The organism is Vibrio sp. M60_M70 (genome assembly GCF_037162085.1).
In the GTDB taxonomy this organism is placed as follows: domain Bacteria; phylum Pseudomonadota; class Gammaproteobacteria; order Enterobacterales; family Vibrionaceae; genus Vibrio; species Vibrio diabolicus.
In genome coordinates this window covers 1121839-1147886 of the sequence record NZ_JARLUL010000002.1, presented here as the reverse complement: position 1 = coordinate 1147886, position 26048 = coordinate 1121839, and the positions used below count along the sequence as shown (strand labels likewise).

Sequence of the window (26048 nt, the reverse complement as noted above, 5' to 3'; positions counted from 1 at the left end):
AAAAAAGCTCCCTAAGGAGCTTTTTTAATGGGTATAAGGAATAGTTTAAGTACCCAGTATCTGTAGTGGCAAGCTCAATAGGCTATCTCCAAGGGTAGCAAAATACCAAATGATAGCGACAAAACCACCGACAGAAACCAAGTACCAAGCAAGTGAGAAGAGTTGTCCGTAACGGGTTAACGGCAATAAATGACTATGATGTCGACCTCTCCATTCCATGACCACTTCTAGCATCCCCATTAACAATAAAAACCCAAGCAACGTCAGCCCGAAAGAATAGCTGATAAAAATACCCAACAAGGCAGCAGCTATACTGCCGACTAATCCAACCCAAGTGTTCATCGAGAAGGTAATGCTTTTGAGTACATGACCACCATCTAGTGGCAGAATGGGCAACAGATTAAACAGGTTTAGTAACGCGTTAAACACTGCTAGGCCAGCGAAGAGCACCTCTCCAGTCATCCAATAAAGCAAAGTAAACGCGATGCTAAGAACTAAACCAAAAAATGGTCCCATAATCGAGATAACCACATCTTGCCAGCGTGTGTTGATCTTTTCATCACTCAGCGCTAAACCGCCAAGAAATGGAATCAAATAGATGCCCTTGGTCTTCATTCCAAAGTACTTCATCGCTCTAATATGGCCATACTCATGGAAAACTAAACAGGCGATCAAAGCTAACGCGAACTCGATAGAAAATAGCCAAGAATATGCAGCAAGACTTGCAGATGCTAACGCCACTTTGATTACTTTCGCACTCTTGAGTGCTTTCATTCCAAGCGATACTAGCCCTATCACACTTAAACGCTTTTCCGTTGGCGGCTCAACTTCTGGTACTTGGCGTTCGATGTCTTTTTCATTTCGGCAACCTTCGCTAATAAGCTCATCGTTAATTGTGACCTTGTAACTCAATTCAAACGGTTGCCATGTTAATGAACACTCCAAATGGCATACCAGGACTTCCTCCCCTGCAGAGAGTCTAAACTGGTGAAGACAAGTGTCTGCAACATTATCACTGGCATCTATTTGGGACACCAAGGTGTTATCCCAATATAACTGCTGCCAACCAGCCATCGATCCTTCGAGCCTTAACGAACGACCTAAAAATTCAACATTCAGTAATTCCAACACGATTCCTATTGCGTCTATTGAATAACAACAAAGCGAGGCGCGAATTATGCCTGCTAAGTACAGAAACGGCAAAGCCCGCTATCTCTTGGTTTGAATGCCATTTAACCATAAAGCCCGTAAAACAATTCTGGTCGTACCATTCTCTTAAAAAATATAACGATAATACATGCCCTTACGAATCACCGTTTGACCTATGCATCATATTTAAAACGCAAAATACGCTCAAACTTTGACAAGTTATTAAACATACAATTAACATTAAATTTACATCACAGTTGTATGTCACGTATTAACAACTGGTGTAAGTATCACACAACAATTACAAGGACTTCGGTCCAACACTATGACACCCTAGGAGGGTCAAGGATGAACAAGAAGCACTGCTCTCTGCTTACAATTTCAATATTGTTTGCGTGTAATGCCCATTCAGCGGGCTTCCAGGTAGCTGAACATTCAGCATCTGGTCTTGGTCGAGCATTTTCAGGTGAAGGAGCGGTCGCAGACAATGCCAGCGTTCTTGCACGAAACCCAGCAGCGATGACGCTTTTCAAAGAAGCTCAATTCTCGGGCGCGTTATCTATCATCGATCCTGAAGTCGATGTGTATGACACAGTTAACAAAGAACATGCGAAAGATGTTGCCCCTTTACAAGTCGTGCCAGCGGGTTATTACATCAGCCCTATCAACGATAACTGGGCTTGGGGTATCGGTATGTTCACAACATACGGTGTTGCTACTGATTATCCAGATGATATTTCTGCGGGTGACATGGCGGGTGACACTTCCCTACTTTCAGTAAACATCAACCCTAATGTCGCTTACCGTATCAATGAGTCTTTCAGTGTCGGTGGCGGTATCAACCTAGTGTACGCGGAAGCGGAGCTGACTCGTCATAAAGGCGCACTCGCCGGTATTTTAGGTGGTAATAAGTCCGATAACCTTGTCGGCATGGAAGGCGAAACTTTTGCTTGGGGTTGGAATATTGGCGCTTTGTACGAGCTAAATGAAAACAACCGTTTTGGCTTTGGTTACCGTTCTAAAGTTGATCTAGATTTTGACGACGGTGAGTTTAGTAGTTACGACTCAGGCCGAGCTCCATCACCAAAAGTGGATGGCCGTTTAAAAATCTCTCTCCCTTCAATTATCGAATTATCGGCTTTCCATCAACTGAATGAACAATGGGCAGTACATTACGGCTGGCAACAGACCGATTGGAGCACATTTAAAGAACTGAAAGCGACGAGTCCTCAATGTAATGATGGAACTGCTGGTCAATGTTTCTACAAACCAGAGAAATACGAAGACAACAACCGTTATTCTATTGGTGCAACTTACACCCTCAATGCGGATTGGACATTCCGTGCAGGCTTTGCATACGACGAACAAGCAGGTGAAGCCACATTGAGCATCCCTGACAGTGACCGTTTTTGGTACAGCGCGGGCCTGACTTACGCAATGAATGAGAATTTAACTTTCGATGCAGGCTTTGCACTTGTTAAGAGTAAATCAGGCTCTTTCACCGAGATGAACGCTCAGGATGAAGAGATCAAGTTCGACTCTGAAGGTACTGCTTACATCAGCGCGGTACAGATGAACTACACCTTCAAATAATGGGATTACGGAGTAAACCAATGAAACACACGTTTAAATTATCAATGCTTTGTTCTGCAATCCTTCTTGCTGGTTGTGGTGATAATACATCAAGCTCTGGTACTTCCGACAAAGTTCAATTTGAAGATGAAGTCCAAGCACTGCTCGACCGTGGAACATCTATCAGCTTTACGCTTCAAGGTGCGAATGCGGATGTACCTGCGCCCTCTTACCTATTAATGGACACAACAGATGGCACGCTTGGTCTGCCAACTGAAGGTGATGATGCCTTAACCAACCCAAGAGCCTCGATGAATACGATGGATGGATGGTCAACGTCTATGCCAATCGTTCTGAACTTTAAAGGCGATGGTTTTGTAACGGGTATGCTGCCGTCTGGTATTAAAGTCATCAAGATTAATCAACGTTTGACCGAGTGGGATGGTAAGTCTAACCCAATCGAAGAAGTTCTCGTTCAGAACCAAGACTACGTTGTTCAAGCAAAAGGCAACTCTCTATATATCCAGTTCATGGATGCGCTTGATGAGTCAAGCGAGTACATTTTTGCAGTAACACAAGATGTCACTGACGTGAATGGTGAGCCAATCGGTACATCAGCCAGTTACGCGACAGGTAAATCTAAAGAAATCGTTTATGAAACTGGTGCTCTTGCTTCTATTCAAGCGGTGACACAAGCGGTGGAAGGCATTTTTGGTCTAGCTCAAGTTAACCCTGACGACATCGTTTACTCCTCATGGTTCAGCACTCAGTCTGTAGGTGATACTTTGGCGGCGGTTAAAGGTGTAACCGCAACCGGTTTCTCAACAGGTGCAAATACACTAAACGCCGTTTACAAAAACGATGCGAACGAAGGTTCAGTAGATTTATCAACAGCCTACACAATGACACTTGGTGCAACCCAAGACTTTAGCACTGCGCTAGACTCTGACGATGACTTTAGTAAGTACGTTAGTGACCTAGACGCGGCAAAAACGGCAATTAAAGGCCTTTATGCGAAGTCAGGTGCCGATGTAAATGTGAGTCAAGGTGTGGTCAGACTGCCTCATTATCTAGAAAAAGGGGCAAACTGGAACATGCAGCCAATGGTATCTGCGATGCCAAGCCTAGCGAAGCTAAGTGCAGCACTGGCGGATCCGAACGAGCAAGCGAACATGGTCCAGCAGCTATCAACCGGCGTTTTCGCAAATAACCCTGTTGACGTGACAAAGCTTGCAACCGATCCTACAGAGCAGCTAAAACTGGTGGGTGCTAAACTCACATTAAGCGATGGTACCCAACTCGACAGTGAACGTATTGTGACTCGCTACTCCCCAGTTCCAGTCGTTAAATCGGTAGAAGATGTCGAAGTACTTGTCTTCACACCTAAATCTGGTGTCGCGACCGACGTTGTGATTTATCAACACGGCATCACTTCAGCGAAAGAGAATGCGTACGCGTTCGCGTTCAATATGGTAAAAGCAGGTGTGGCTGTTATTGCTATTGACTTACCTATTCACGGTACGCGCAGCTTAGATGAACAACGTTCCGCAAATGCGAATGTACTGGCTTATCTAAATCTTTCCAACTTAGCCGTTGCGCGTGACAATCTACGTCAAAGTGTTCTGGATGTATTAGGTTTGCGCGCTAGCTTGGTAGTATCGGCGCAAGGCGGTCTTTTAGCTGGAGGTCCTCTGCAAGGCTTCAACCCAATGACGGGTTCAAAAGTCAAAATGCTAGGCCATTCACTTGGCGGTATTGTAGCTACATCTGCCGTCGCAGCAGCAAACAATACATTGGGCAGCCCTACTGCGGATGCGCTGTACACCTTTAGCTCTGCTTCTGTGCAGAACTCTGGTGGTCAAATTGGTAATTTGTTACTAGGTTCAGACAATTACGGCCCTCAGATCAAACATAACCTCGCTTATGCAGCATCAAAAGACTATGCGAATTACGCTGATGCATCATGTGCGGATCTAGAAGATAAAACATGTTACGAAGCATTTGAGGCTGCGGCAACGGAAGCTCAAGTAGCAGCCCTAGAAGCAGGTTTCTCACAATTTATCTATGCAGCACAGACTACACTAGACACTGTCGATCCGTTCACAAACGCTTCAGATTTAGTGGCATCTGGTTCGCTAACGACACCATTCTTTATGACAGAGGTGGATGGCGATAGCACAGTACCAAACAGCGTTCCAAATGCACCATTCGCGGGTACTGAACCGCTTGCTAATAAGCTAGGGTTGAAAACTGTGAACAGTACGGACACTACTGTGAATGCAACTGCGAGCTTTGTACAGTTTAATGCTGCTGCATCGCACAGTACTTTTGCTTCGCCAAATGGCACTCTGTCTGATATTGACCATCACGTTGAGATGCAAATGGAAAACACAGACTTCTTAATGGATGACACTTTAACGGGTGTGACTAATACTTCCGTTCTGAAGTAATCGTATTACCTCTCTTACCAAAGCCCAGTTTCGACTGGGCTTTTTCGTTCTCTATCATAAAAAACCGTCCCGTATATCCTTTGCTATAGTTAAATCGGTGTCGTACCTAACTTACTTGTTTGAAAGGAAAACTCTATGCGCATATTCACTATAATGGCCACTGCTTTACTTCTTGCTGCATGCGGAAGTAGCCAATATCTTATGTCGACAAATGAAGGGAAAATTATTACTTCTTACGGAAAACCAGACCTTAACGAAGAAACGGGTATGTACGAGTATGAAGACATGGATGGGAAAGAAATGAGCATTTCAAAAGATCAAATTGTGCAGATTATTGAACGCTAGCGATATGCCCTCTATGTATTTAGAGGGCTCTCCCCATACCTCTGAGCGCAGTCAATACTCCCAACGAACCTCTAACTCCCTCAATAAATGAGGCAACCAATTCATCACCAAAAGCAATCAATGCATTGTCTTATATACAGGTATTATTTGTTTAGCGAATATTTTACATCTTCACACTAATCAGGTTGGAATATTGTAAAATCTCGGCTTTAATTCGCTAACACCCTTTTATTTCTCAGGATAAAGTGGATAATACCGCCACAAAATAACATTACTAAGGTGAGTCCTTATGTCTATTGAAGCTACTCTGCTTGCGCGCTGCGAGTCAAAATGTGAACTGTGTTCTTCTGAATCTCAACTAACAGCATACGCTGTCCCACCTCACGGTAACGTGACCGTTGATACTGCTATCATGGTTTGTGATAAGTGTCTGGGTGAGATCGATGAGCCAAAAGACATTAACCACTGGCGTTGTCTAAACGAAAGCATGTGGAGCCAGGTTCCTGCAGTACAAGTGACAGCATGGCGCCAACTCACTCGCCTAAACTCTGAAAGCTGGGCTCAAGATGCTCTTGACATGATGTACATGGAAGAAGAGCAAATGAACTGGGCGATGAAGGGTATGTCTGATGATGACAAAACGTTAGATTGCAACGGCACTGAACTTAAGAAAGGTGACGATGTAACGGTAATCAAAGACCTACCAGTTAAAGGCACTAACCAAGTAATCAAACAAGGCACAGTGATCCGTGGTATCAGCCTTGGTGATGATCCGAAACTAGTTTCGGGCAAGGCAAATGGCGGTCAGTCAATGTACGTGATCGCAGAATACTGCCGTAAGAAGTAATATCGTATTACTCTACAAGTCAAAACGGGGCACTATTAGTGCCCCGTTTTCATTTCTAATGAACACCAATTTGGAATAAGCTCCTCTACTCCGGATTGACTCTGTATAGAGTTCTAGCTCCGTTATTCGCGTTTGAGCAGCTAAAAAAATACCGGCTTATAAGCCGGTATTTTCATTCATTATTTCAAGATTAACGGTACATACCGATATCTTTTTGAATGTGAGCTGACAAATCTTCCGCATAGTAACTGCGTGGTGCAGTATTATCTACGAATAGAATGTCTAGTAAGTGAGCAATCAGTCCTTTGAAGTTAACCGCGTAGGTTTTCTTATCCATAGAGGTTGGTAAAGCTACATTTGTCATTTGCATTGCTTGTGCCATGATTGCCTCTCTTTAAAGCAGTAGTCTGTTTTGTTGGTTGTATATTAGTCAGTTTCTTATTGTTTAAGAAATGACAAATTTTACCCATTCGGATTATATTATCTAATAAAACAAGTCCATTACAAACATCAAAAATACAAATGAATAATAACAGCATAAATAGTCATAAACTGTCTAATTATGTTGAATAACTTAACGTTACCTGCATAAAGCCATCTCGACCAACAACATATTTTTAACATTAAGTTTCGTTATTTATTTTATTTTTAGCGCTTTACTTATATTTTTTGATTAGTAATTTTAACGCTAGAGCGACTGTTCGACTTATTTTTGAGGAGCGATGCCACAACCGCTGATGTCATCACAACGATTAAGAATGTGAGTGACCACGTTGTCGGAATCTCATACTCTGTTCCCACCAATAACATCTTTACACCGATAAACATCATGATCACCGATAATGCTGGTTTTAAGTACACAAACTTGTCTAACATCGCTTGCAGAACAAAGTACAAAGATCGCAAACCCAACAGTGCAAACACGTTCGCGGCTAAGACTAAAAATGGCTCTCGTGTTACCGCGAATATGGCAGGTATAGAATCCAGTGCAAACATTACGTCCATCACTGCAATTACACCGACTACGATCAGCATTGGTGTTGCCACCCACTTACCAGCTTGCTTTAAGATTAAGTGATTTCCTTGGTAATCATCCGTAACTGGCAATATTCTGCGAATAAACTGCTCAGGGTATGGGTTAACCTCTTCTGCTTCACCTTTGTCGCGAGCAAGCTTAATACCTGTCCAAATAAGGAATGCGGCAAAGAGGTACAACACCCAGTGGTACTGCGCAAGTAGCTGAGCACCAACCGCAATCATGATAGCTCGTAGAACTAACGCACCAATCACGCCCCAAAGCAGCGCTCGCGGACGCAAATGCTCCGGCACATTGTATTGTGCAAAGATGATGGCAAACACAAACAAGTTATCCACGCTTAGCGACTTCTCTAGTAAGTAGCCTGTTAAGAATGAAACCGTTGCTTTATCGTTCGTATAAGTGCTGTGCGGTGCGTAAAAGTCCCAGAATAAATAGATAGAACCTGCAAAAACAAAGGCAAGTAAGAACCAGAAAACACTCCAAAGGATGGCTTTTTTCATCGTTATAACGCCACCACGCGTTTGATAGATATCAAGCGCAACAAGAACAAGCGTAAAAAGGCCAAAAGCGCCATACATCGCCAATGACTCTTGAAGTGGTGCCGATTGGCTCAATTGGGTGGTACTTTCGATAAGAGACATGCTTCCTCCCATGGCGGAAGGACATGAGTTTGGTGACCTTCCGCAGACAATAACAACATGCAGTCACATAGTAATCATGTGCTGCCAGTCAATGAATGCGTTGGTCTCGTTGAAGTGTCGGCGTGGATGAATCACGCAACACCTTTACTTACCGGATAAGCTGATGCTTAACGAGATGACGATAAGTAAACTTGCGCTAACTACTCCCCAAACGCCGCAATGATAACGCCGAATGTAACGCTTTCCAACAAAAAAACTTTGTCTAATCGAAATAAAATTCTTATTAAAAATCAGAAAGAAATATAAAAACAAAGGAATTGGTTCAACCACGTGAACTTTTGTTATTAGACGTAAAGATCTGCAAGTGACTCAAGATGATACATTTAAGAGTCAGAGCGTTGTCTTTGAGAACATAGACACAAAAAAGGAGCATAACAGCTCCTTTCCTAACTTCCGTGTTATTAGCAATTCAAAAACCGCTCAAAGGTACAAAGTAAACTAACGTTGACCAAATTGCGACCCAAGCAACCACCACTGCCGTATCTGTCCAATCTTTATTCCACATACTGCCACCCTCATCATCGCATGTAGCAATTGAAAGACAGCAAAATCGATACCAATATCTACTACCTGTGTTGCTGTGTATAAAGTTTGTGACTTTGATTCAAACAGTTTGGCTCATCGGTTAGAAGTTCAATAAAACAGTCTGCCATGGATAAGTTGGTTACACGCCCCTCGCCTTTCATCTCCAGTAGCGCATCGTAACCTTCTTTCCCTTTCATGGTATAAGCGGAGGAAGTGCCTCGATACCAGGTGTCGTCTTGAACGTCTACCCATTGTTGACCATCAAAAATTGCTAATGACTGAATTCTTTCACCTTTAGGGGCATCAGCTCGATACTCAAAGTTTAAATTGTAAGTGTATGGATAACTGCCAGAGCCAGTACCTTCCACATCATTGTTGAGTGCATTGTTTATTGCGCCTTCAAGTGCTCGGCGAATAGCACTGCCTTTTACGTCGTAAAAGCCGATCGGAACGGCAAAAGGCAACAATCGTCCGGCAATATCTGCCACTGTGATGTTGCCAGGATTCAATGATGTTCGCACGCCACCCGCATTATGAATCGCAAATTGAACCTCATGCCCGCGTTTATTTAGGCTGTACAAAAATGAACGAGCAACAGAAGAAGCCAGCTCGCTCTCACCAAACTCATCTGGGATTCGCACATGACGCTTTTTGGTGTCAATACTAGCAATGACTTGTGACTGTAACTGTCTTACCCGAGGGATGTATTTATCACTTAGGATCGCTTGAGTCTCTGGGTGTTTCTTACAGACCACCACATTAGGTTGACCATGGATAAAGTCACACGCGGTTTCGAATACGCCTTGGTCAAGCTGTTGATTTAGTGTCGAGTCCCAAAAAATACGTCGGCCAAGTAACAGTTCATTTTGACCACTCAGCATGGTTGCTTTGCCGTTTTCATCAAATTCAATGACGCAGTGCCCCATAGTCAAAGCATGAAAGCCCGCTTGCACAACGTAGGTATCTTTTACTTTGACACCATAAGGGTCATCTTGCCCTAAACCTATTGATGAGAAATCGCCTTGCAGTCGGTGGCTATGTCCACCAACAATAATACCAATCCCCTCAACTTGTTCAGCCAACTCTAAATCGCCTTCATAACCTAAGTGGCTTAGAAGAATGATATTCTTAATACCAGAGTAGTGAATTTGTTTTACGGTCGCCTTAGCGGTTTCAATTGCAGACTTAAATGGGGTATCTGCATCTGGGTTCGCGATATCGCTCATTTTATCAATGGATAATCCGAAAATCGCAACCAGCTCACCGTGAAACTCTTTGACGATGTATTGTGCGCTTTGTGTCTCCGTTTGATAGCTATACACATTGTTGCTATCGCTGACTCGGTGAGGCTTTTCAAGCGATTCATTTGATAGATCCCAGTTACCAGCAAGCAATGGAAACTGAGTGCGTTGACAGAATAAGGCAACAGGTTCATTACCCATATCCAGTTCATGGTTGCCTAACGCCATCGCATCAATCTTTGCCGCATTCAACAAATCGGCGTTGGCTTTACCTTTAAATAATGAGAAATAAAGTGTGCCTTGGAAACAGTCTCCAGCATGGAGAAATAACATCCCATGCCCTTGACGCTGAGCGTCGTCTCGTAGCTGCTCTACTCGGGTTGCGATGCGAGAGAACCCGCCAGCACTCACGTATGGCTCTAATGTGAGTTCTTTGTTGATCTTAAGCTTTAACTGTAATGACGTTGGCTCAAAGTAGGAATGTGTGTCATTGATGTGTGCCAGTTTGATTCTCACTGGCTTATGATTGTTATTCATCTTCATCTTCTCTCTTTTCATTCCTTATAATAATAAGAAGTGAATCATGACAGAATCATGAATTTTATGAAACTGTGATTTTTTGATTTCATGTTTAAGTGATCACGATGCTATCTACACTACTTTTGAAAGCAAGCGTCGCTTGTTGCGGTCTCTATTCATTAAGGGGCTCTCGTAATTTTGTGAACTGAGCTTAACTCCAATATTTCGAATTAATATATGCTTAGGAGTAGCAAAATAACTCTCTATAATTCAAATAATTGCAAGGAGGATTGAGATGAGACTAGAACGCATCGAAATCTCCGGGTTTAGAGGCATCAAACGCCTTTCACTCTCTTTTGACGAACTCACTACGCTCATCGGTGAGAACACGTGGGGCAAATCATCATTGCTCGATGCCCTTTCTATCGCGCTACCTGCTAATGGCTCATTATATCAATTCGAACTAAAAGATTTTCACGTTGATTACTCAATTTCTCATCCACAAACCCAACACTTGCAGATCATTGTTTGCTTTAAAGCACAAGACAAGAACGAAGTAAAAGCTGGGCGTTATCGACGGATAAAACCTGCATGGTGCACAAACGAAGATGGTGAGCAGGTCATTTACTATCGAATTAGTGCGTCTCGCGACGAGTATGATATTAAAACTGAATACGCATTTTTGGATCATAACGGTAAGCCGAAGAAACTGCACCACTCTGAGAAACTCGCCGTAGAGTTGATGACTCTTCACCCTGTTATCCGCCTACGAGACTCCCGACGCTTCCCAGATCTAAACCACGTCAACGGCGACAGCAAAAATGCTCGGATTGAAAAACGAATCAATAACACCTGTCGACGGCTATTGGCGATGCCTGGGCACGTAAACAAGGGTGAGATTCGCAGTAGTCTCGATTCAATGCAAACACTTGTCGAACACTATTTTGCGTTCCGCAGTGTCAGCAAAGGTAACCCACGAAAACCACGTGATGGTCTTTTTTATACAAGCCCTTCCTCTGATAAAGGATTAAGTCAATTCCTTAAGGAAACAAATGATAAACAAAGCCGTTTGCTTTTAATGGGGCTTCTCAATGCTTACCTTCAAGCAAAAGGCCCTACCGATTTAAGACGCTGCGCAAGACCGATACTGATCATCGAGGACCCAGAAGGCCGACTACACCCAACTCATCTCGCTAGAGCGTGGTCATTATTGCAGTTGTTGCCAATGCAAAAGATTTTAACTACCAACAGCGGTACGTTACTTGGCTCGGTTCCACTTTATTCAATCCGGCGTTTGATTCGCTTGTCAGACCGAACCATTGCCAAGAGCTTAAATTCTGCCAAGTTTGGTAGAGATGAGTTACGCCGAATTGGTTTCCACATTCGTTTTCATCGCTCAGGGGCGTTGTTTGCACGGTGTTGGTTACTCGTAGAGGGCGAAACTGAAGTTTGGTTATTTCATGAACTGGCTCGTCAATGCGGATATGACTTAGCTGCGGAAGGAGTTCAAATCGTTGAATTTGCACAGTCAGGACTGAAGTCACTGATCAAAGTAGCAAAAGAGTTCGGTATCGACTGGCATGTTGTTACCGATGGTGACCCGGCAGGTAAAAAGTACGCGCATGCCGTGAGAGCGCAACTCGATCATGATCAGGAAAGGCATAGACTTACAGAGTTACCTGATCGAGATATCGAACATTTTCTATATAATCATGGGTTTGAACTTTTCTTTAAGGACATCATCAAAGTTCCTCATGATCACCCTATCCCAGCTAAAAAAGTCGTAAACCGTGTTTTGAAAAAGCATGCAAAACCGGACTTAGCTTTGGCCATTGTCTCTCACTGTGAAGAGAGAGGTATGGAATGCATTCCTGTACTTCTGCGTTGGACACTTAAGCGCGTTGTCACCATGGCAAACGGCAATACATGAGTTAGAGTATTTCACACCTTGCCTTGCCTTGTAATACAAAAAAAGCACACCAAATTGGTGTGCTTGTATCAAACATCATTAATTTTGATTAAAGGTATTGAGAGGGATAAAACTCAATACACAGTGGATACAAATAAGATCGGGGGTTCACTACTGTGCTTGCTCAGCAAGCGTAGAAGAAGTAGTGCTTGATTTCGTATGCAACCAAAGTCCAGTCGCTTTCATTAGATAACCAAACACACCACCTAGCAGCAAAGATGGAATGACAAGTTGCCAGTTTCCATCAGCGGCAAATGTTGCGCAGGAACCAATAAAAGTGCCTGGAATGTACGCGAGCCAAGCCTGTTTCGCTTGAATACACATGAAAAATGCCACAATAGCGGTAATCACATAACCGATAATTTCCAAACCAACGTAAGTTGAACCGTGGATAATTACCATTGCCCAGAATACACCCGTCATATTAGTGATTAAGCTGATACCAAGTCCTTTCAATCCGCTAGTTGGCGCAGCAAAGTAGCTCGTGCAACCTAAAAAACCAGCCCAAGAAAGCAAACCTAAAGAAATGGCGATCCAACCCCATACGCCAGATAAAATTCCAGTAGTGATAGAGATAGCTAAAAGTGTCGTCATGGTAGTCGTACCTGCTTGGCTATTATCGTACCCATATGGCTCAATAACTGCCTTCATACATTGAAATCAAGGACACATGTTAGATACATCAGTCTTGTTTATCGGTGATAGTGATCACAATAAGGTTATAACAATTTCATGACTTGCACCAAAAGTTTGACGCAACCGATAAATCAACAGATTTAGGGAATGAGTATTTCTATTGCTAGGTAAAAAGGATGTGTGTTGGATAGTTCCAATAAGTCACTCCAGCAAGCTTTAACGAGACTAGGAAGCTAATATCGGCGTGCAGAATCATAGATCACCAAGTGAGTGCATAAAAGCTCCTGAATCACGCTTGTTCTTCGAAGTTCAGTATACTGTACATAGAAATATGCCACTCCCAATTAAGCGAGTGGCATTGCTGTGCCTCTAGAGTTTATTGCGTGTATTGAGTAGTAACTTACAATACCGAAGGCTTACCTTTCATCATTCGCAGACCTTCTCGTTTAATGCAGTCGACTAGTGGGTTTTCTGCCATGTCAGCTCGCCATATAAATGAAAGTGTCCTTTCCATTTTTAGCTCGGGCACATTTAACGCAACAAGATGACCCGCTTCTATATATCGCTCTACATCTAAATACGGTAAACAAGTAAGGTACTGGCCGTTAGCAACTAAGCTGCGTAACACCGGAACGTGCTCGTACTCTCGCCACACATCCAAATCTTCAATTAGATGATGAATAGAGCTATCAAATGTTTTTCGTGTGCCAGAGCCATGCTCCCTCAACACCCACTTCGCTTGTTCTAACTGCGCGAGGCTTACAGATTGATTGCGAGCAAAGGGATGATGAGAAGCAGCGACAACAGTAAGATGGTCTCGGCACCAGACTTCTTGGTGCAAACGGTTATCGTCACAACGCCCCTCGATGATCCCTAAGTCATATTTATAATCTAATACGCCATCAATAACCCCTTTTGTACTCTGCACACCAAGGGAAATACGCATTTCTGGAAAGTCATTATCAATGATACTGATAAGGTCTGGAACCAGATGCTCTGCCGGAGTTTGACTCGCGCCCATGCGAATCTCACCGCTTAACAAATGTTGCTCATAAAAGCCCATTTCAATCTGCAGTGCGTCTTGTAATAAGCGTTTTGCTTTTGGTCGTAACCACATACCCCAATGGGTTAACGCCATTTGCTTGCCCTGCCTCTCAAATAAAGGCCTGCCAAGCATTTTTTCTAATTGCGCAAGCGACATACTTGTCGCTGATTGTGTCAAAGCCAGTTTCTCTGCGGCCTGGCTTACACTGCCGGTATCTGCAACTGCGTCAAAAACCGCTAATTGCTTAAGTGAGTAGCGCAAAGTGTCCTCCATTATTGGTGAGTATTTTCATACCCTCACAATCGTTAAAAACATGCCCCAATAAGCAATAGAGTTCATTTTACCTAGCCGCATAAAGTTATCAATTAATTTGATGAGGTTTCTAAATATTATCAATTTTACCTACCAAACCCTTCTCCTTATTCTGACTGTGCGGTTCGGGAACACCGCAAGCCCCAATGACTTTGAGACTGAAGTCATTGAGGCTTCTAAATAAAAACAACAATTTCATTTTTGAGTTAATAACCAAGGAATTTTTATGCGATTACAAATTAAGGAGTCAATATGGCGGTGACCAGCTCTCAAAATCACCAGTACTTTTCTCCAAAAGAAATGATGGCTGAAGCGGAAAAATTTGCGTTAAGTAAAGCAAACAAAACCAGCAGTATGACACTGAGTCTTGCCATCATGGCGGGCGCGTTCATTGGATTGGCGTTCTTGTTTTACATCACGGTGACTACTGGCAGCGCTGGCGCTGGTTGGGGCTTAAGCCGTCTTGCTGGCGGATTAGCATTTAGTATGGGCTTGATCCTCATCGTGATCTGCGGTGGTGAACTATTTACCAGCTCAGTTCTTTCCAGTATCTCATGGGCCAATAAGCAAATCTCGTTCGGAAAAATGCTTTCTATTTGGGGCAAGGTTTACGTTGGCAACTTCATTGGTGCGATGTTCCTACTTGCGCTAGTTACTGCAGCTGGTCTTTATCAAATGGATAGCGGTCAATGGGGGTTAAATGCGCTTAACATCGCGCAGCACAAGCTTCATCACACTCTCATTCAGGCGTTTGCGCTCGGTATCCTTTGTAACCTATTGGTCTGCCTCGCGATTTGGTTAACGTTTAGCTCTGCAAATGCAATGACAAAAGCAGCAATGACAATTATGCCTGTGGCGATGTTTGTCAGCAGTGGCTTTGAACACTGTGTCGCGAACATGTTTATGGTTCCACTTGGCATTGTTATCGCGAATTTTGCACCTGAGTCTTTTTGGGCCTCCGTCGGTGTGCCCGCTTCACAGTACGCAGACTTAAATATTGGGCACTTTATTACCGCTAACTTAATTCCTGTCACGCTTGGCAACATCGTCGGCGGAGCGGTTTTAGTTGGTCTTGCAAACTGGTGTATTTTTCGCCGACCAGAACTAAAAGCAGCGAATATATCTTCTATCACAACGACTACAACACTCTCGTCAGTTAAGGATTTCACCATGAAAAACGCATCTTTTGTTAAAGACATTATGAACCCAAAACCAGTTACCATCAGTGCAGAAACACCGATAGCAATCGCACTGGATGTGCTACTTGACAACAACGTAACTAGCGCACCTGTTGTAGACGTACAAAATCGATTGGTTGGCTTCTTCTCTGCTCACGATGTGATGGTAGAACTATGGTGTGAGGACTACATTCCGGTGAAAGACCAAAAAGTCGTCGACATCATGAGCCGCGATGTGGTCGCAATTGATGCTGGTGACCGTCTCGTTGATGTTGTCGAGTTCCTATGTATCGATAAAGAGCAGTTGTACCCAACGAGCAACATGGGCATCGCCACTCGCATGACGTCTTTATCTTTAGAAGAACGCGCAAAAAGCATCAAAGTGAGCAAGCCACAAGTACTTCCAGTACTTGAAAATGGCCAGATGGTCGGTGTTGTTACTCGTACTGAAGTATTAAAAGCACTACGCCCGATTTTTGGTGAGCGTTTAAACCTAGTAGAAAAAAACGAGTTAGAAACAGCGTAATTCATTAAACGCTTGCAACGTCTGTTGGCTTTCAATCGCTGTCACTGACTGGCTTGCCAATGTTGTCGATTGTGATTGAGGTAATAAAAAAGCGCTCTTCCGTTGAAGAGCGCTTTTACTGTATCTAAAAGAAGTTCGTTACTTCTTAACGCCTTCGATATGAAGTTCCATATCAACATAGCTTGAAGCACCCATTACTGGGATATCAAAGTCAGCAAGCTCGAGGCGAGTGTTACCAACGAAGCCAGCGCGCTCACCACCCCATGGGTCACTACCTGCGCCAACAAATTCAGCTTCGATAGTAATAGGCTTAGTAACACCGTGTAGCGTTAGATCACCAGTTACATCTAGCTTGCCATTGCCTTTATCAACCACTTTTGTGCTTTTAAAGGTCGCTTCGCTGTATTTACCAGCATCAATGAAGTCACCACTACGAATGTGCTTGTCACGTTCAGCGTGGTTGGAGTCTAAGCTAGTTGTATCAACAACAACATTCACTTTTGAATCAGCAATGTTGTTCTCATCAAAAGAAAAGTCACCAGAAAATGTATTGAAACGACCTTTGATGAAGCTGTAACCCAAGTGACTAACTTTAAAGTTAATTGAAGCGTGAGCACCTTTGGTATCGATGACATAATCTGCAGCTTGCGCACCAAATGGTAGTGCCATAGCGATAGCTAATCCTGTAGCGAAGAGTGACTTTTTCATTTTGAAGCTCCTAACATTTTTCTTAATGTGTTGTCTTTATCGATAAAGTGGTGTTTTAGCGCAGCAATAGCGTGCAAACCTGCTATCAGGATGACGGCCCAAGCTGCGTAGAAGTGAATTTCACCCGCTATGTCTGATTGTCCAGGGAATAACTCTCCCGCTCCTGGCACGGTAAACCAATTAAACACTTCGATACCGCGTCCATCAGACGTTGAAATGAGGTAACCTGAAACAAAGATGGTGACCAATAGTAGGTACATAACACCATGCGCCGCTTTAGCAGCAAGCACTTCGTAAGGTTTGCCTTCTACCTTTGGTGACGACGTAACATGTTTCCATACAATGCGTGCCAAAGTTAAAATAGCGAGTAAAATACCGACAGAGCGATGGTAATGTGGCGCAGTTCGATACCATTCGCTGTAATAGCTAAGGTCGACCATCCACAAACCCACTGCAAATAGACCAATAATGCACAGCGCAGATAACCAGTGCATCACGCGTGCAGTAAGGTTGTAATTCTTTACCAGTGTATCCATCTCAAGTTCCTAGATATATTCCTAAGTTAATGTTGAGCAAGAAACACTACATTAACCTATTTACGTCATATGAAACAGATTATTTACCATCATTTACATCCAGCCAATGGCACCGTATCTATCAAGTTGTTCGAATTTTTTGAAGGAACTTTAAATCGTTTATAAAACTGAAACTTACAGCTTAACTTCTTGTTCTATCTCATACAGCTCTTCGGACACTTCTAACATTCTACGTTCAACCAGTGATTTTGCATCTTCCAGTCCCTTGTTGTAATAAATTGGCCCTAGTTTTTCTGTAATGAAATCAATAAGAAATTCACTATCGAACTGGCCAATCTCAACATCTAGTTCGTCCTGCATATAATCTTGAATGGCGGTTGCCAGCGTTTCTTTTTGTGCACGTTCTAACTTTATCATCTTTGCCCTTTTTCAGAATTTTGTTCTATGTGTGCTTCTATCGTATTGCTCTCTTAAAGAGTAGGCGCGATCATTTGTGAGAAATTTGGTGTTTAGATCAAGAAGTTGCCGAAGTAAATTAGTCTATTCTCAAAAGACTATGCTAACCTTTTGCAGTTCGTTTTGTTAATTATTAAGGGATATTCTTTGCTACTCGACCTAGTGATTCAAAGTGTTAATGATTTTCAAGACGACTGTCTTAAGCTGTGTGAAAAGCATTACCCTGCGGTACATAACCAAGGCATGAGTGAGCATCATCTTGGTCTCGCGTTTTCAAGAAGAATGGAACACACTTTCCGTCACTTCGGATACAACAGCGTGGTAAAACCAATTGAAGTTTTAAATACTCCGGATCTGCCTCATCACTATCGTATTTCATCCGAAATAGGCACGGTTTGGGTCCTGAGCCACCATATGGTCAGTGCGGGAAAATTTTGTCGAGAAAACTTACTCTCATCAATTACGGAATGGCAAAGCGAATATGGTTATGCGCTGCAACCGAATGATCTACTCTTTTTAGTTTGTGATCATTGGATCAGTCGCAGCAAAACGAGCCGAGAGTTGCTTCATTGGTGGATGGGAGAACTGCCCGATCAGATCAATGAATACACGGAGCAAGGCATCACGCTGTACACCAGCGAATCGCAGCTCACGCAATCGTTAGACACTCGATTTGGCATTAGTCCTTGTTACATTAAGTTTGGTCATCCTTTACGTCGCTCGAATAAACAGCAGTTAGTCAGAAAATATTTGCAACTGTATGCAGTACTACAATGGTAACATCAAATTGCAATAGGAAGATTGTCAGTCATTTCATCAATTTGTTTGATATCACTCGACAAATCTAATCATCTCTTACCATCGTTCTTGCTTGAGTTCATGAGCCCACTTAGATTCACTGCCAATGAAATAAAAAATTAGCGCGATAGCGCTGATGTAGAAGCATTGATTTAGGTTGTTGTAACAATGATGAGCACCTCGCAACTCCTTAGTTGCATCCGCAAACAAGCCGACGGGCAATACATTGCGAAATACGCAAAGCTCACTCTTCGAAGTGTCTTTCAACCTATATATAAAAAAGATATTTCTATCGTTGGACTTGAGGCACTAGTAAGAATTACCAATGCTAATGGCGCCATGATCAGGCCAGATCAGTTTTTCCAATCAAAAACCATTTCCGCTCAAGACCTACTCAATGTTGAACGCTTAAGTCGCCTAATTCATATCAAAAACTTTGCCCAATCTCACTTTCACAATAAACAACTGTTTCTTAATGTATTACCAGAAGCAGCAAAAATACTAGCCAGAGACATCACGTACAATAGGCTGCTAAAACAAACCATTTATCAATCTCATTTAGTAAATGAACAAATCGTCATGGAGTTGCTTGAGTTGAACGTAGAAGACGAGTCCTCTTTGTCGCAAGCAGCTCGTGAATTAAGCCAAGGCGGGTTTAAATTGGCGATCGACGATTATGGCGTCAATGCATCGACAATTGAACGAGTGAAAGGCGTTCGTCCAGACATAATAAAAATGGATCGCTCGTTAATGCTGAGATACGAAAATGGTGACTGGAAAGCTCTAGTCGATGCATTATCACTAGCAAGAACGTTGCGCTCTAAAACCGTTATCGAAGGAATTGAAACCGAGCATCAACTTAACTTAATGAAAAAACTCGGTTTCGATATGTATCAAGGATACCTACTCGCTATCCCGCAAACGTTAGACGTTTATGAAGAGGCAAAAACAGCCTGACTATGTAAGAACAAAAGTTTGTGCGGTTTAGCGAGAGTTACGTGATTTACCACGGTTCTTATGAATCGCTAATTTTGCTTTTAGCTTACGCTTCTCTGATGAACGGCTTCGACGGCGTCCACTACCATTTTTCTCAGGCTCGACTTCTTCTATAAGGCTTGGCTCGAAGCCTGCCAACCATTCTTGCGGTAGGCGTTGATCAAGCAAATTCTCGATAGCATGCAATAAATATTCTTCATCCCGACTCATTAGAGACACAGCTAATCCTGACTTTCCTGCACGGCCAGTACGGCCTATACGGTGGACATAATCTTCGGCTTTAAATGGCATATCAAAGTTCACCACTTGCTCTAACTCTTGAATATCCAGCCCTCGTGCTGCTACATCTGTCGCAATCAACGCACGCACCTTACCTTGTTTGAACTCATCCAACGCTCTTTGACGCGCACCCTGTGACTTATCCCCGTTAATTGAAACCGCTTTTATGCCATCTAACTTAAGCTCTTTTGCTAGCTCATCGCTACCTTGCTTAGTTTTTGTAAATACAAGCACTTGCTGCCAATTGCGCGAGCCAATCAAGTACGCCAATAATTCACGTTTACGCTTTTTGTCTACCGGATAAACCATCTGTTTTACCGTTTCAGCCGTCGTGTTTGCTGGTGACACTTCAACTTCAATCGGCGATTCCATGAGTTTGTACGCAATAGTCTTGATTCGCTTTTCAAATGTCGCAGAGAACAACAGGATCTGTTTGTCGGCGGGTAAACGTCGGAAGATGCGTTGCAAGTCAGGCCAGAATCCCATATCTAACATACGGTCGGCTTCGTCTAGAACGAGCATACTGGTTTTGGAGATGTTTACGTTACCATTAAACAGATGATCCAAAAGGCGGCCTGGTGTTGCAATCAAAATATCAGCGCCCTCTTCTAACTTCCTCTTTTGTACGCCAATGCTTGTACCACCATAAACACACACAATGCGAAGTTCTGTTTGTGCAGAGTACTGATTCAAATTATCAAATACCTGCTGCGCAAGCTCGCGTGTTGGAACCAAAATCAATGCTTGAGGCGTGCCGTTGAGTTTTTTTGCTGAACGGTTTGTATAATAGGTAAACCAAACGCAGCTGTTTTCCCCGTACCAGTTTGTGCAGCAGCAAGTAAGTTCTTTCCTTCAAGGACATGTGGAATAGACTTTTCTTGCACTGGTGTTGGCGTCACGATATTTAGATCGCTTAGCGTCTCGATTAGCTTTTGTTCAATGCCTAACTCAGCAAAATTAACAGACATGTGTAACCTCATTATTTTTGGAGCGCAGAGTTTACCAGAGCCCCAATAGCCATACTACTTTTCTATCTCATTGGGCTGAATCAATAAGCTGTTGCTGAAAATCATACGACTGACGTAAAACGTCTCGATAGAGTGTCGAGAACTTCTCTTCCAATACTGTGTAATCACTCTCAATCACTTTAAATGTTGTAGTAAGGTCAGCCATTCTCGGACTTCTTTGCGACATTCGATGTAATGCAAATTCGATACTATCCAGGTCTTGGTATGACTGAAGCCATCGACCTTGCCACATCCGGCTGTGGAGCACCAAAAAACGCGGCGGCAAATGTTCATCAACGTCACGGTTTACTCGCTCGTATGCCGAGTCGACAAAGTGTTCGAGAGATACGGCATAAAAGTCGTCCCAGTGTTTTGCAAGACAATGGTCCCAGAACATATCGAGAGCGATAGGGGCAAAGCGCCGCGCAGTACCTTTGAAGTGAGGTTTGCATTCGTTAACAATATGATGGTGATCGGTAATGCGGTCAACAAATCTATGCAATTTGATGCCGTTCGAGATATCACGTTCATACAGCTTGCTTGGATCTCCTTTTACGAAGTCTCCAAGCAAGTTTCCCAATAAATGGCTGTTACAGTGGTCTGCGATATGCAGGTGGGCTAGAAAGTTCATCCGACGCCAGTTTTGGCCTTTAAGGCTTGGTGTGACATGAACTTAGTATAACGTCAATTACGACGAGATGAGAGTGTTCCGCTATTCGGCTTCGTTGTCTGAGCCAACGTATTCCGACAAGATAATGCCAATTTCAAGCGCATCTAGCAGCTCTAGGCTCTCATCGTTTTGGTATTGGTCGCTCATTGTGACCTCCTTTATTTTTAAGCTCTCTTGCTTGTACTTGCTGACGGCTTGGCCTTGCCATATCCACGTCAACAACTCCTTTTTATAGTCTTTATATGACACATTCATGACAGCGAGAAGTAAAGATTTAAAAACCTATGAGCAGAATCAAAAGTAAACGTTTGCAACCAGATTTCATATCTACTTAGCACTACAGAGAAATAGCTCTTTTATCAATATTTATGTCAATTTAAAGATATAACATACCGTTATAGGCGTCCTTAGATCTCATTTCTTAAACTAAATTTAGTTTTCGTTACATATTTTGCTGATTAACTTCGCATATTTTGTTTCGATATAGCAATAGATTTGGTCAATATCTTTTATCTCTAATGGAGCTTTAAATGAGAGAAGTTGAGTTTAGAACGATAGACAGGCTGTTTATCAAGATGTCTATCAACGACAAAATGTGGGTTATATTCCTGCTGTTTTTAGTAGCCCTCACTTCTGTGGCTGGAAGCCGCTACTTCAATGAAATACAACAATTTAAACAACAAGCGATTTCTGCTAGCGAAGCGAAACTTTCTGGTATTGTTGACGCTCAACCAGGTCATGTTCCACAAATTGACGGCGTATCGAAATCAAGTCGCGTAAGCGAGAGCTCTTTTGTTGATGGCTCTGTCACCGCTTATGCAAAGCTGCATTCTGGCGAAGTGATCAAGTTGACTCAAAACGTATCCGCGCAATACGAATCTACAAAGTCGTCAGCCTTAACCTCTCTGTTACTCAGCTTTTTATGGGTTGTTCCTTTTGCCCTTTTCTCTTACTGGGTTGCGACCTTTATAGGAGGCGCCCTGTGGGTTTTATATACGACAACCGAAAAAATTGGTGAAGGTGATTTAACCTCTCGCCTTGGTTTTCATCCTGGCCGAGACGAGTTTGGCACCATTGGTTGCGCGTTAGATAAATCTATGGACACCTTAAGTGAACTGGTTAACAGTGTGAAAAATAATGCGGCTACATTGAGTGAGACATCTTCTGCATTCGAAAAAGATATGCAGTTGAGCGAAACGCAGATATCTCATCAATATCAAACACTCGATTCCGTCGCGACAGCAATGGAAGAAATGACAGCCTCTGCAAAAGAAGTATCCAGCATTTCCCAACAAGCGACGATGCAATCCGATCAGGATGCTCAAAAGATCGAGCTAAGCAGAAATCGCGTGCAAAATGTGATTGGAGAAATTGAGACGTTATCCAGCTATATTGAACAGGCTTCCACATCAGTAACCAATTTAAATGAAAACACGACGCAGATTAATGACGTTATCACAACGATCAATGCCATTTCAGAACAAACCAACCTATTGGCTCTGAATGCGGCAATTGAAGCGGCACGCGCCGGGGAGCAAGGTCGTGGATTTGCTGTGGTTGCTGATGAAGTGCGTACATTGGCAAGCCGAACTCAACAGGCAACAGTAGAAATTCAAGCCATGATTGAGAAACTACAAACCGAGAGCCAGAACATTGCTTCAATCACTGATCGAACCGTTCAACAAGCGCAAACCAGTAGCCAGCTTATTGATGAAATTGGTCATGATGTGACGTCCATTGCTGAATCCGCACGCTCATTGATGGACATGAGTATCCAAATTTCCACCTCAGCAGAAGAACAAAGCGCAGTCGCCAACGATATTGCATCTGAGCTTTCAGAAATTCGCAGCCAGTCGAGCACAATCAGAGAAGTTGCAGAGCAATCTACCGTAGGGGTAGCTAATCTCACTCAGGCGTCAGTGTCTCTTGGTGAGGTATTACAACGCTACCGCACAGCATAACTTTACAGCATTTATGATCAACAAGGGCTCCTCAGGAGCCCTTTTCTTTAAACCGTTTTCAGCCGTTATCGTCGATATTTTCTACTACACACAAGTGGATATTTGAAGTGAATCTCAAGTTCTCGCTGTACCTGATGAAATAATGTTCATAAACAAAGCGTTCCGCTATGCTTAATCCTGCCAATTCCAATTTGCTGCTGGAAAACAATATGAATAATTACAAAGATACAAAAGACATCGAAAACCTAAGTTGCCCTCTCTGCCAGGGGGATGAATATCTCATTTCATCGGATGGAGAGAAATTCACATGCGCTGCTTGCGGATTTCATACAAAAAGCTTCTCATCCATCCAATGCCTACATCAAACCCCTTACCTACAGTCCAAACTTAAACATATCCATAGCTTAAGTACGGTGTGCCATTAAGAGATTAAACAGAGCAGCTAAATAGCTGCTCTTTTAATTCATCTAAATGTTGAATGCGAATTACGCGTTCATCATCAACACGATTGATTGTCTCACCATTAAATAGCTGTACGGTTTTAATGCCAGCGTTTAATCCCGCTTCTACGCCTTTAGGTGTGTCATCAATATAAAGACAGTCGCTCGGTAAAAAGCCCATGCTCATTGCACTGTACATAATTAAGTCAGGTTCAGGCTTCCAACTATTCGCATCGAATGCAGAGAACACTTTCCCCTGGAAAGAATCGAGCAATCCTGTTAACTCCAATGCGTATTCTATTTTATCTTTCGGCCCATTGGACGCGACACAATATTCGATATTATGCGAATCTAAAAACTGAATTAATCGCTTTGCGCCATCCATCGGCTGTAAGTAGCGAACAAAAAGAGACTGGACTTCTTCACGGTATTGCGGCTCTAAGACATCAATAGGGACTTTGATATCTTTCAGCTCTTTAGTATCTAAAAGGATGTCAGCGAGCTTTCCTCCTTTAAAATGAGAAACGCACTCTTCCATCGTTAATTCTGCGCCATGCAGGTTAAATACATTGACGAGAGCTTGGCAACACAATCGTTCACTATCGACCAACGTACCATCACAATCAAATATCACGCACTTAATATTGGTAATTGCCATAGCCATCTCCAGACATCTTAAAGGCTAATGCCCTAGCTGATTTTAAAAATGTTGGCTTAATCTTATTTAAGTTTGGGATTGTTGAAACGACGAGCTTGGCATTTCATGGAAATAGAGGGGAGCAATTACATTTTTTCTAAGCAAGATCACCTATCGTCATCTTGCTTTGCTTTTTATGCATTTGAGTGCGCAAATTAGCTTTCAATAATCACCGAATCTAAAAGCTTGTGTTCGGTACTTAGTCTTTTAGCAAGATCCGCCACAAACGAACTCTTGTATTTTGATTCAGAAACCGCGACATCAGAGATAAGCGTGTTTCCTTCAAGGTGGCTAATAATAGCGGCACCAATTGGAGCTCCAGCTTTAAAACCAACATATAATTCAAAATCTGGCGTTAGAATTATCTGAGTGAGATATTCCACAATCATATCTTTATCGTACTGTTGATCCCAACGCTGAGACTGCAGGACAGAAAACATGATAGTAAGTCGGTGAAAATCGACCAGAAAAATATCGTCAGAGCTAAATTCAGAATTACTCTCAAGTAGCGTGTCTTTGTCGACCACTTGATAGGTTGCTTGTTCTAGTGCTTTGAAATAGACATCACGCCCTTTCAGACTCTCTGGTGTTGGAAATTCAACTTCAACCAGATCATACAGCCATGCATTTTTACGCTCGATACTGGCTAACTGTTGTTCATTCATTTTGATACCTTAGTTGCAAAACGAAATGTGCAAAGTGTTTCATTCTCACATAGAGTGAAGCTTAGACAGAGCGACAAGCGATATAAAGTCATATTGGGAGAAAGTATGGTCACTCTAACTCATCATTTCGTTTAGAGCAGTACATTAGCATGAAGCCCACAACAAACCTAGCGTACGTAGACCTTTCCTTGGCTAAATTTTGTTTTAGTTGCAAACCTCTGATAGATTTCATCAATATCTTTCCTAGTTAAGGACAAAAATAATGAAAAAGATGCTGTTAAGTGCATTGCTTGCTACTACGCTGGTTGGTTGTTCAGATAACGATGTCGCTGATGTAGGACTCGGTTGGTTTACTTTGAAAGACATCAAAGTCGGTGAATTAAAAGACGAGGTAGTCACGGGGGTAACGTGTCATATAGCTTCTATCGAAGCCGATTTTAGCTTAGCGGATCCAAGTGACAGCTCAATATCATGTCGTCAGACTGGCGAAATCACGCCGGAAATGATTGCAAAAATAGATAAAAGTAAGTCTGGCGAAATTGTATTTAAGAAGTCAAAAAGTATTTTCTTCAAAACAATGAAGGTTCGCCGAATTTATGATGCAGACAACCAAACCTTACTCTACCTGTCTTACACAACAAAAGAGACAGACGGTAGCTTTAAGCACAGCCTATCGACGGTTCCACTTTGGGGCACCAAGGCTTACGTTGAGCCAACTGAAGTTAAAAAGTAACGCAGCTAATTTTGGGTAGCTCCAAGCTCGTTGTTAAAGAGAATAACC

22 protein-coding genes and 1 pseudogene are annotated in these 26048 nt (G+C 42.8%); 10 read left to right on the top strand and 13 right to left on the bottom strand.

Annotated elements, in window-relative coordinates; all coding sequences use genetic code 11:
• Positions 1-45 precede the first annotated feature (45 nt).
• Positions 46-1074: a site-2 protease family protein gene (locus tag P4S59_RS20755; protein ID WP_047010406.1), complete on the bottom strand. Its 1029-nt coding sequence runs from the start codon at positions 1072-1074 to the stop codon at positions 46-48.
• Between the two features lie 423 nt (positions 1075-1497).
• Here P4S59_RS20755 and P4S59_RS20750 point away from each other — a divergent pair, with 423 nt between their 5' ends.
• From P4S59_RS20750 to P4S59_RS20735, 4 genes are all read left to right on the top strand, one after another.
• Positions 1498-2742, top strand: a complete 1245-nt coding sequence (locus tag P4S59_RS20750; protein ID WP_337168980.1) for an outer membrane protein transport protein — start codon at positions 1498-1500, stop codon at positions 2740-2742.
• 20 nt (positions 2743-2762) lie between these two features.
• Positions 2763-5171 carry a VolA/Pla-1 family phospholipase gene (locus tag P4S59_RS20745; protein ID WP_337168979.1) on the top strand — a complete coding sequence of 803 codons (2409 nt, stop codon included), beginning with the start codon at positions 2763-2765 and terminating at the stop codon, positions 5169-5171.
• Positions 5172-5306: 135 nt separating this feature from the next.
• Complete coding sequence (locus P4S59_RS20740; RefSeq protein WP_041853072.1) at positions 5307-5516, top strand: YgdI/YgdR family lipoprotein; 210 nt, start codon at positions 5307-5309, stop codon at positions 5514-5516.
• Positions 5517-5805: 289 nt separating this feature from the next.
• Positions 5806-6363: a PhnA domain-containing protein gene (locus P4S59_RS20735; RefSeq protein ID WP_005395511.1), complete on the top strand. Its 558-nt coding sequence runs from the start codon at positions 5806-5808 to the stop codon at positions 6361-6363.
• Between the two features lie 190 nt (positions 6364-6553).
• Here P4S59_RS20735 and P4S59_RS20730 read toward each other — a convergent pair whose 3' ends face one another.
• The 3 genes from P4S59_RS20730 to P4S59_RS20720 form a co-directional block, all read right to left on the bottom strand.
• On the bottom strand, positions 6554-6745 hold the full coding sequence (locus P4S59_RS20730; RefSeq protein ID WP_005376351.1) for a hypothetical protein: 192 nt from the start codon (positions 6743-6745) through the stop codon (positions 6554-6556).
• A gap of 278 nt (positions 6746-7023) precedes the next feature.
• Positions 7024-8043, bottom strand: coding sequence for a TerC/Alx family metal homeostasis membrane protein (locus tag P4S59_RS20725; protein ID WP_337168978.1), 1020 nt, complete (start codon positions 8041-8043; stop codon positions 7024-7026).
• A gap of 626 nt (positions 8044-8669) precedes the next feature.
• On the bottom strand, positions 8670-10412 hold the full coding sequence (locus P4S59_RS20720) for a bifunctional metallophosphatase/5'-nucleotidase (protein WP_337168977.1): 1743 nt from the start codon (positions 10410-10412) through the stop codon (positions 8670-8672).
• 271 nt (positions 10413-10683) lie between these two features.
• Here P4S59_RS20720 and P4S59_RS20715 point away from each other — a divergent pair, with 271 nt between their 5' ends.
• Positions 10684-12318 (top strand): ATP-dependent endonuclease, encoded by a 1635-nt coding sequence (locus P4S59_RS20715; protein ID WP_012842315.1) that lies wholly within the window; start codon positions 10684-10686, stop codon positions 12316-12318.
• Positions 12319-12468: 150 nt separating this feature from the next.
• Here the strand turns inward: P4S59_RS20715 and P4S59_RS20710 are convergent, their stop codons facing one another.
• Together P4S59_RS20710 and P4S59_RS20705 are read right to left on the bottom strand one after the other, a co-directional pair.
• Positions 12469-12951 (bottom strand): DUF1097 domain-containing protein, encoded by a 483-nt coding sequence (locus tag P4S59_RS20710; RefSeq protein ID WP_005395520.1) that lies wholly within the window; start codon positions 12949-12951, stop codon positions 12469-12471.
• A 442-nt stretch (positions 12952-13393) separates the two neighbouring features.
• Positions 13394-14299 (bottom strand): LysR substrate-binding domain-containing protein, encoded by a 906-nt coding sequence (locus P4S59_RS20705; RefSeq protein WP_005395522.1) that lies wholly within the window; start codon positions 14297-14299, stop codon positions 13394-13396.
• 303 nt (positions 14300-14602) lie between these two features.
• Between P4S59_RS20705 and focA the strand changes: the two genes are divergently transcribed.
• On the top strand, positions 14603-16054 hold the full coding sequence (focA, locus tag P4S59_RS20700; RefSeq protein WP_203347438.1) for a formate transporter FocA: 1452 nt from the start codon (positions 14603-14605) through the stop codon (positions 16052-16054).
• A gap of 138 nt (positions 16055-16192) precedes the next feature.
• Here focA and P4S59_RS20695 read toward each other — a convergent pair whose 3' ends face one another.
• The 3 genes from P4S59_RS20695 to P4S59_RS20685 all read right to left on the bottom strand — a co-directional run bounded on the left by P4S59_RS20695 (position 16193) and on the right by P4S59_RS20685 (position 17715).
• Positions 16193-16762, bottom strand: coding sequence for a YceI family protein (locus tag P4S59_RS20695; protein WP_005395526.1), 570 nt, complete (start codon positions 16760-16762; stop codon positions 16193-16195).
• Positions 16759-17298, bottom strand: coding sequence for a cytochrome b (locus tag P4S59_RS20690; RefSeq protein WP_048625024.1), 540 nt, complete (start codon positions 17296-17298; stop codon positions 16759-16761). The genes P4S59_RS20695 and P4S59_RS20690 overlap by 4 nt, the downstream gene beginning before the upstream one ends.
• A gap of 174 nt (positions 17299-17472) precedes the next feature.
• Positions 17473-17715: a DUF2164 domain-containing protein gene (locus tag P4S59_RS20685; RefSeq protein WP_134645652.1), complete on the bottom strand. Its 243-nt coding sequence runs from the start codon at positions 17713-17715 to the stop codon at positions 17473-17475.
• 186 nt (positions 17716-17901) lie between these two features.
• Here P4S59_RS20685 and P4S59_RS20680 point away from each other — a divergent pair, with 186 nt between their 5' ends.
• Together P4S59_RS20680 and P4S59_RS20675 are read left to right on the top strand one after the other, a co-directional pair.
• Positions 17902-18534 carry a hypothetical protein gene (locus tag P4S59_RS20680; RefSeq protein WP_337168976.1) on the top strand — a complete coding sequence of 211 codons (633 nt, stop codon included), beginning with the start codon at positions 17902-17904 and terminating at the stop codon, positions 18532-18534.
• A 186-nt stretch (positions 18535-18720) separates the two neighbouring features.
• Entirely contained in the window at positions 18721-19509 is a 789-nt protein-coding gene (locus tag P4S59_RS20675) for an EAL domain-containing protein (RefSeq protein ID WP_268853396.1), read from the top strand.
• A gap of 27 nt (positions 19510-19536) precedes the next feature.
• On the opposite strand, the pseudogene P4S59_RS20670 reads toward P4S59_RS20675, so the two are convergent.
• Positions 19537-20795: pseudogene (locus tag P4S59_RS20670) on the bottom strand (DEAD/DEAH box helicase).
• 67 nt (positions 20796-20862) lie between these two features.
• Complete coding sequence (locus tag P4S59_RS20665) at positions 20863-21465, bottom strand: acyl carrier protein phosphodiesterase (RefSeq protein WP_337168975.1); 603 nt, start codon at positions 21463-21465, stop codon at positions 20863-20865.
• Between the two features lie 569 nt (positions 21466-22034).
• Here P4S59_RS20665 and P4S59_RS20660 point away from each other — a divergent pair.
• Positions 22035-23465, top strand: a complete 1431-nt coding sequence (locus tag P4S59_RS20660) for a methyl-accepting chemotaxis protein (protein WP_203342511.1) — start codon at positions 22035-22037, stop codon at positions 23463-23465.
• Positions 23466-23894: 429 nt separating this feature from the next.
• Here the strand turns inward: P4S59_RS20660 and P4S59_RS20655 are convergent, their stop codons facing one another.
• The gene (locus P4S59_RS20655) at positions 23895-24563 is read right to left on the bottom strand and encodes an HAD-IA family hydrolase (protein ID WP_337168974.1); all 669 of its coding nucleotides are present in this window, start codon (positions 24561-24563) and stop codon (positions 23895-23897) included.
• A gap of 194 nt (positions 24564-24757) precedes the next feature.
• A complete protein-coding gene (locus tag P4S59_RS20650) occupies positions 24758-25267 on the bottom strand; it encodes a hypothetical protein (protein ID WP_048625018.1) in 510 nt (169 codons plus the stop codon).
• A 262-nt stretch (positions 25268-25529) separates the two neighbouring features.
• Here P4S59_RS20650 and P4S59_RS20645 point away from each other — a divergent pair, with 262 nt between their 5' ends.
• Positions 25530-26000, top strand: a complete 471-nt coding sequence (locus P4S59_RS20645; protein WP_005397614.1) for a CreA family protein — start codon at positions 25530-25532, stop codon at positions 25998-26000.
• Positions 26001-26048 lie beyond the last annotated feature (48 nt).

Excerpts from the sequence above, each read along its gene's own strand:
- P4S59_RS20755 (WP_047010406.1), bottom strand. The coding sequence starts at position 1,074 with ATGGCTGGTTGGCAGCAGTTATATTGGGATAACACCTTGGTGTCCCAA.
- P4S59_RS20750 (WP_337168980.1), top strand. The coding sequence starts at position 1,498 with ATGAACAAGAAGCACTGCTCTCTGCTTACAATTTCAATATTGTTTGCG.
- P4S59_RS20745 (WP_337168979.1), top strand. The coding sequence starts at position 2,763 with ATGAAACACACGTTTAAATTATCAATGCTTTGTTCTGCAATCCTTCTT.
- P4S59_RS20740 (WP_041853072.1), top strand. The coding sequence starts at position 5,307 with ATGCGCATATTCACTATAATGGCCACTGCTTTACTTCTTGCTGCATGC.
- P4S59_RS20735 (WP_005395511.1), top strand. The coding sequence starts at position 5,806 with ATGTCTATTGAAGCTACTCTGCTTGCGCGCTGCGAGTCAAAATGTGAA.
- P4S59_RS20730 (WP_005376351.1), bottom strand. The coding sequence starts at position 6,745 with ATGGCACAAGCAATGCAAATGACAAATGTAGCTTTACCAACCTCTATG.
- P4S59_RS20725 (WP_337168978.1), bottom strand. The coding sequence starts at position 8,043 with ATGTCTCTTATCGAAAGTACCACCCAATTGAGCCAATCGGCACCACTT.
- P4S59_RS20720 (WP_337168977.1), bottom strand. The coding sequence starts at position 10,412 with ATGAAGATGAATAACAATCATAAGCCAGTGAGAATCAAACTGGCACAC.
- P4S59_RS20715 (WP_012842315.1), top strand. The coding sequence starts at position 10,684 with ATGAGACTAGAACGCATCGAAATCTCCGGGTTTAGAGGCATCAAACGC.
- P4S59_RS20710 (WP_005395520.1), bottom strand. The coding sequence starts at position 12,951 with ATGACGACACTTTTAGCTATCTCTATCACTACTGGAATTTTATCTGGC.
- focA (WP_203347438.1), top strand. The coding sequence starts at position 14,603 with ATGGCGGTGACCAGCTCTCAAAATCACCAGTACTTTTCTCCAAAAGAA.
- P4S59_RS20695 (WP_005395526.1), bottom strand. The coding sequence starts at position 16,762 with ATGAAAAAGTCACTCTTCGCTACAGGATTAGCTATCGCTATGGCACTA.
- P4S59_RS20690 (WP_048625024.1), bottom strand. The coding sequence starts at position 17,298 with ATGGATACACTGGTAAAGAATTACAACCTTACTGCACGCGTGATGCAC.
- P4S59_RS20685 (WP_134645652.1), bottom strand. The coding sequence starts at position 17,715 with ATGATAAAGTTAGAACGTGCACAAAAAGAAACGCTGGCAACCGCCATT.
- P4S59_RS20675 (WP_268853396.1), top strand. The coding sequence starts at position 18,721 with ATGATGAGCACCTCGCAACTCCTTAGTTGCATCCGCAAACAAGCCGAC.
- P4S59_RS20665 (WP_337168975.1), bottom strand. The coding sequence starts at position 21,465 with ATGAACTTTCTAGCCCACCTGCATATCGCAGACCACTGTAACAGCCAT.
- P4S59_RS20660 (WP_203342511.1), top strand. The coding sequence starts at position 22,035 with ATGAGAGAAGTTGAGTTTAGAACGATAGACAGGCTGTTTATCAAGATG.
- P4S59_RS20655 (WP_337168974.1), bottom strand. The coding sequence starts at position 24,563 with ATGGCAATTACCAATATTAAGTGCGTGATATTTGATTGTGATGGTACG.
- P4S59_RS20650 (WP_048625018.1), bottom strand. The coding sequence starts at position 25,267 with ATGAATGAACAACAGTTAGCCAGTATCGAGCGTAAAAATGCATGGCTG.
- P4S59_RS20645 (WP_005397614.1), top strand. The coding sequence starts at position 25,530 with ATGAAAAAGATGCTGTTAAGTGCATTGCTTGCTACTACGCTGGTTGGT.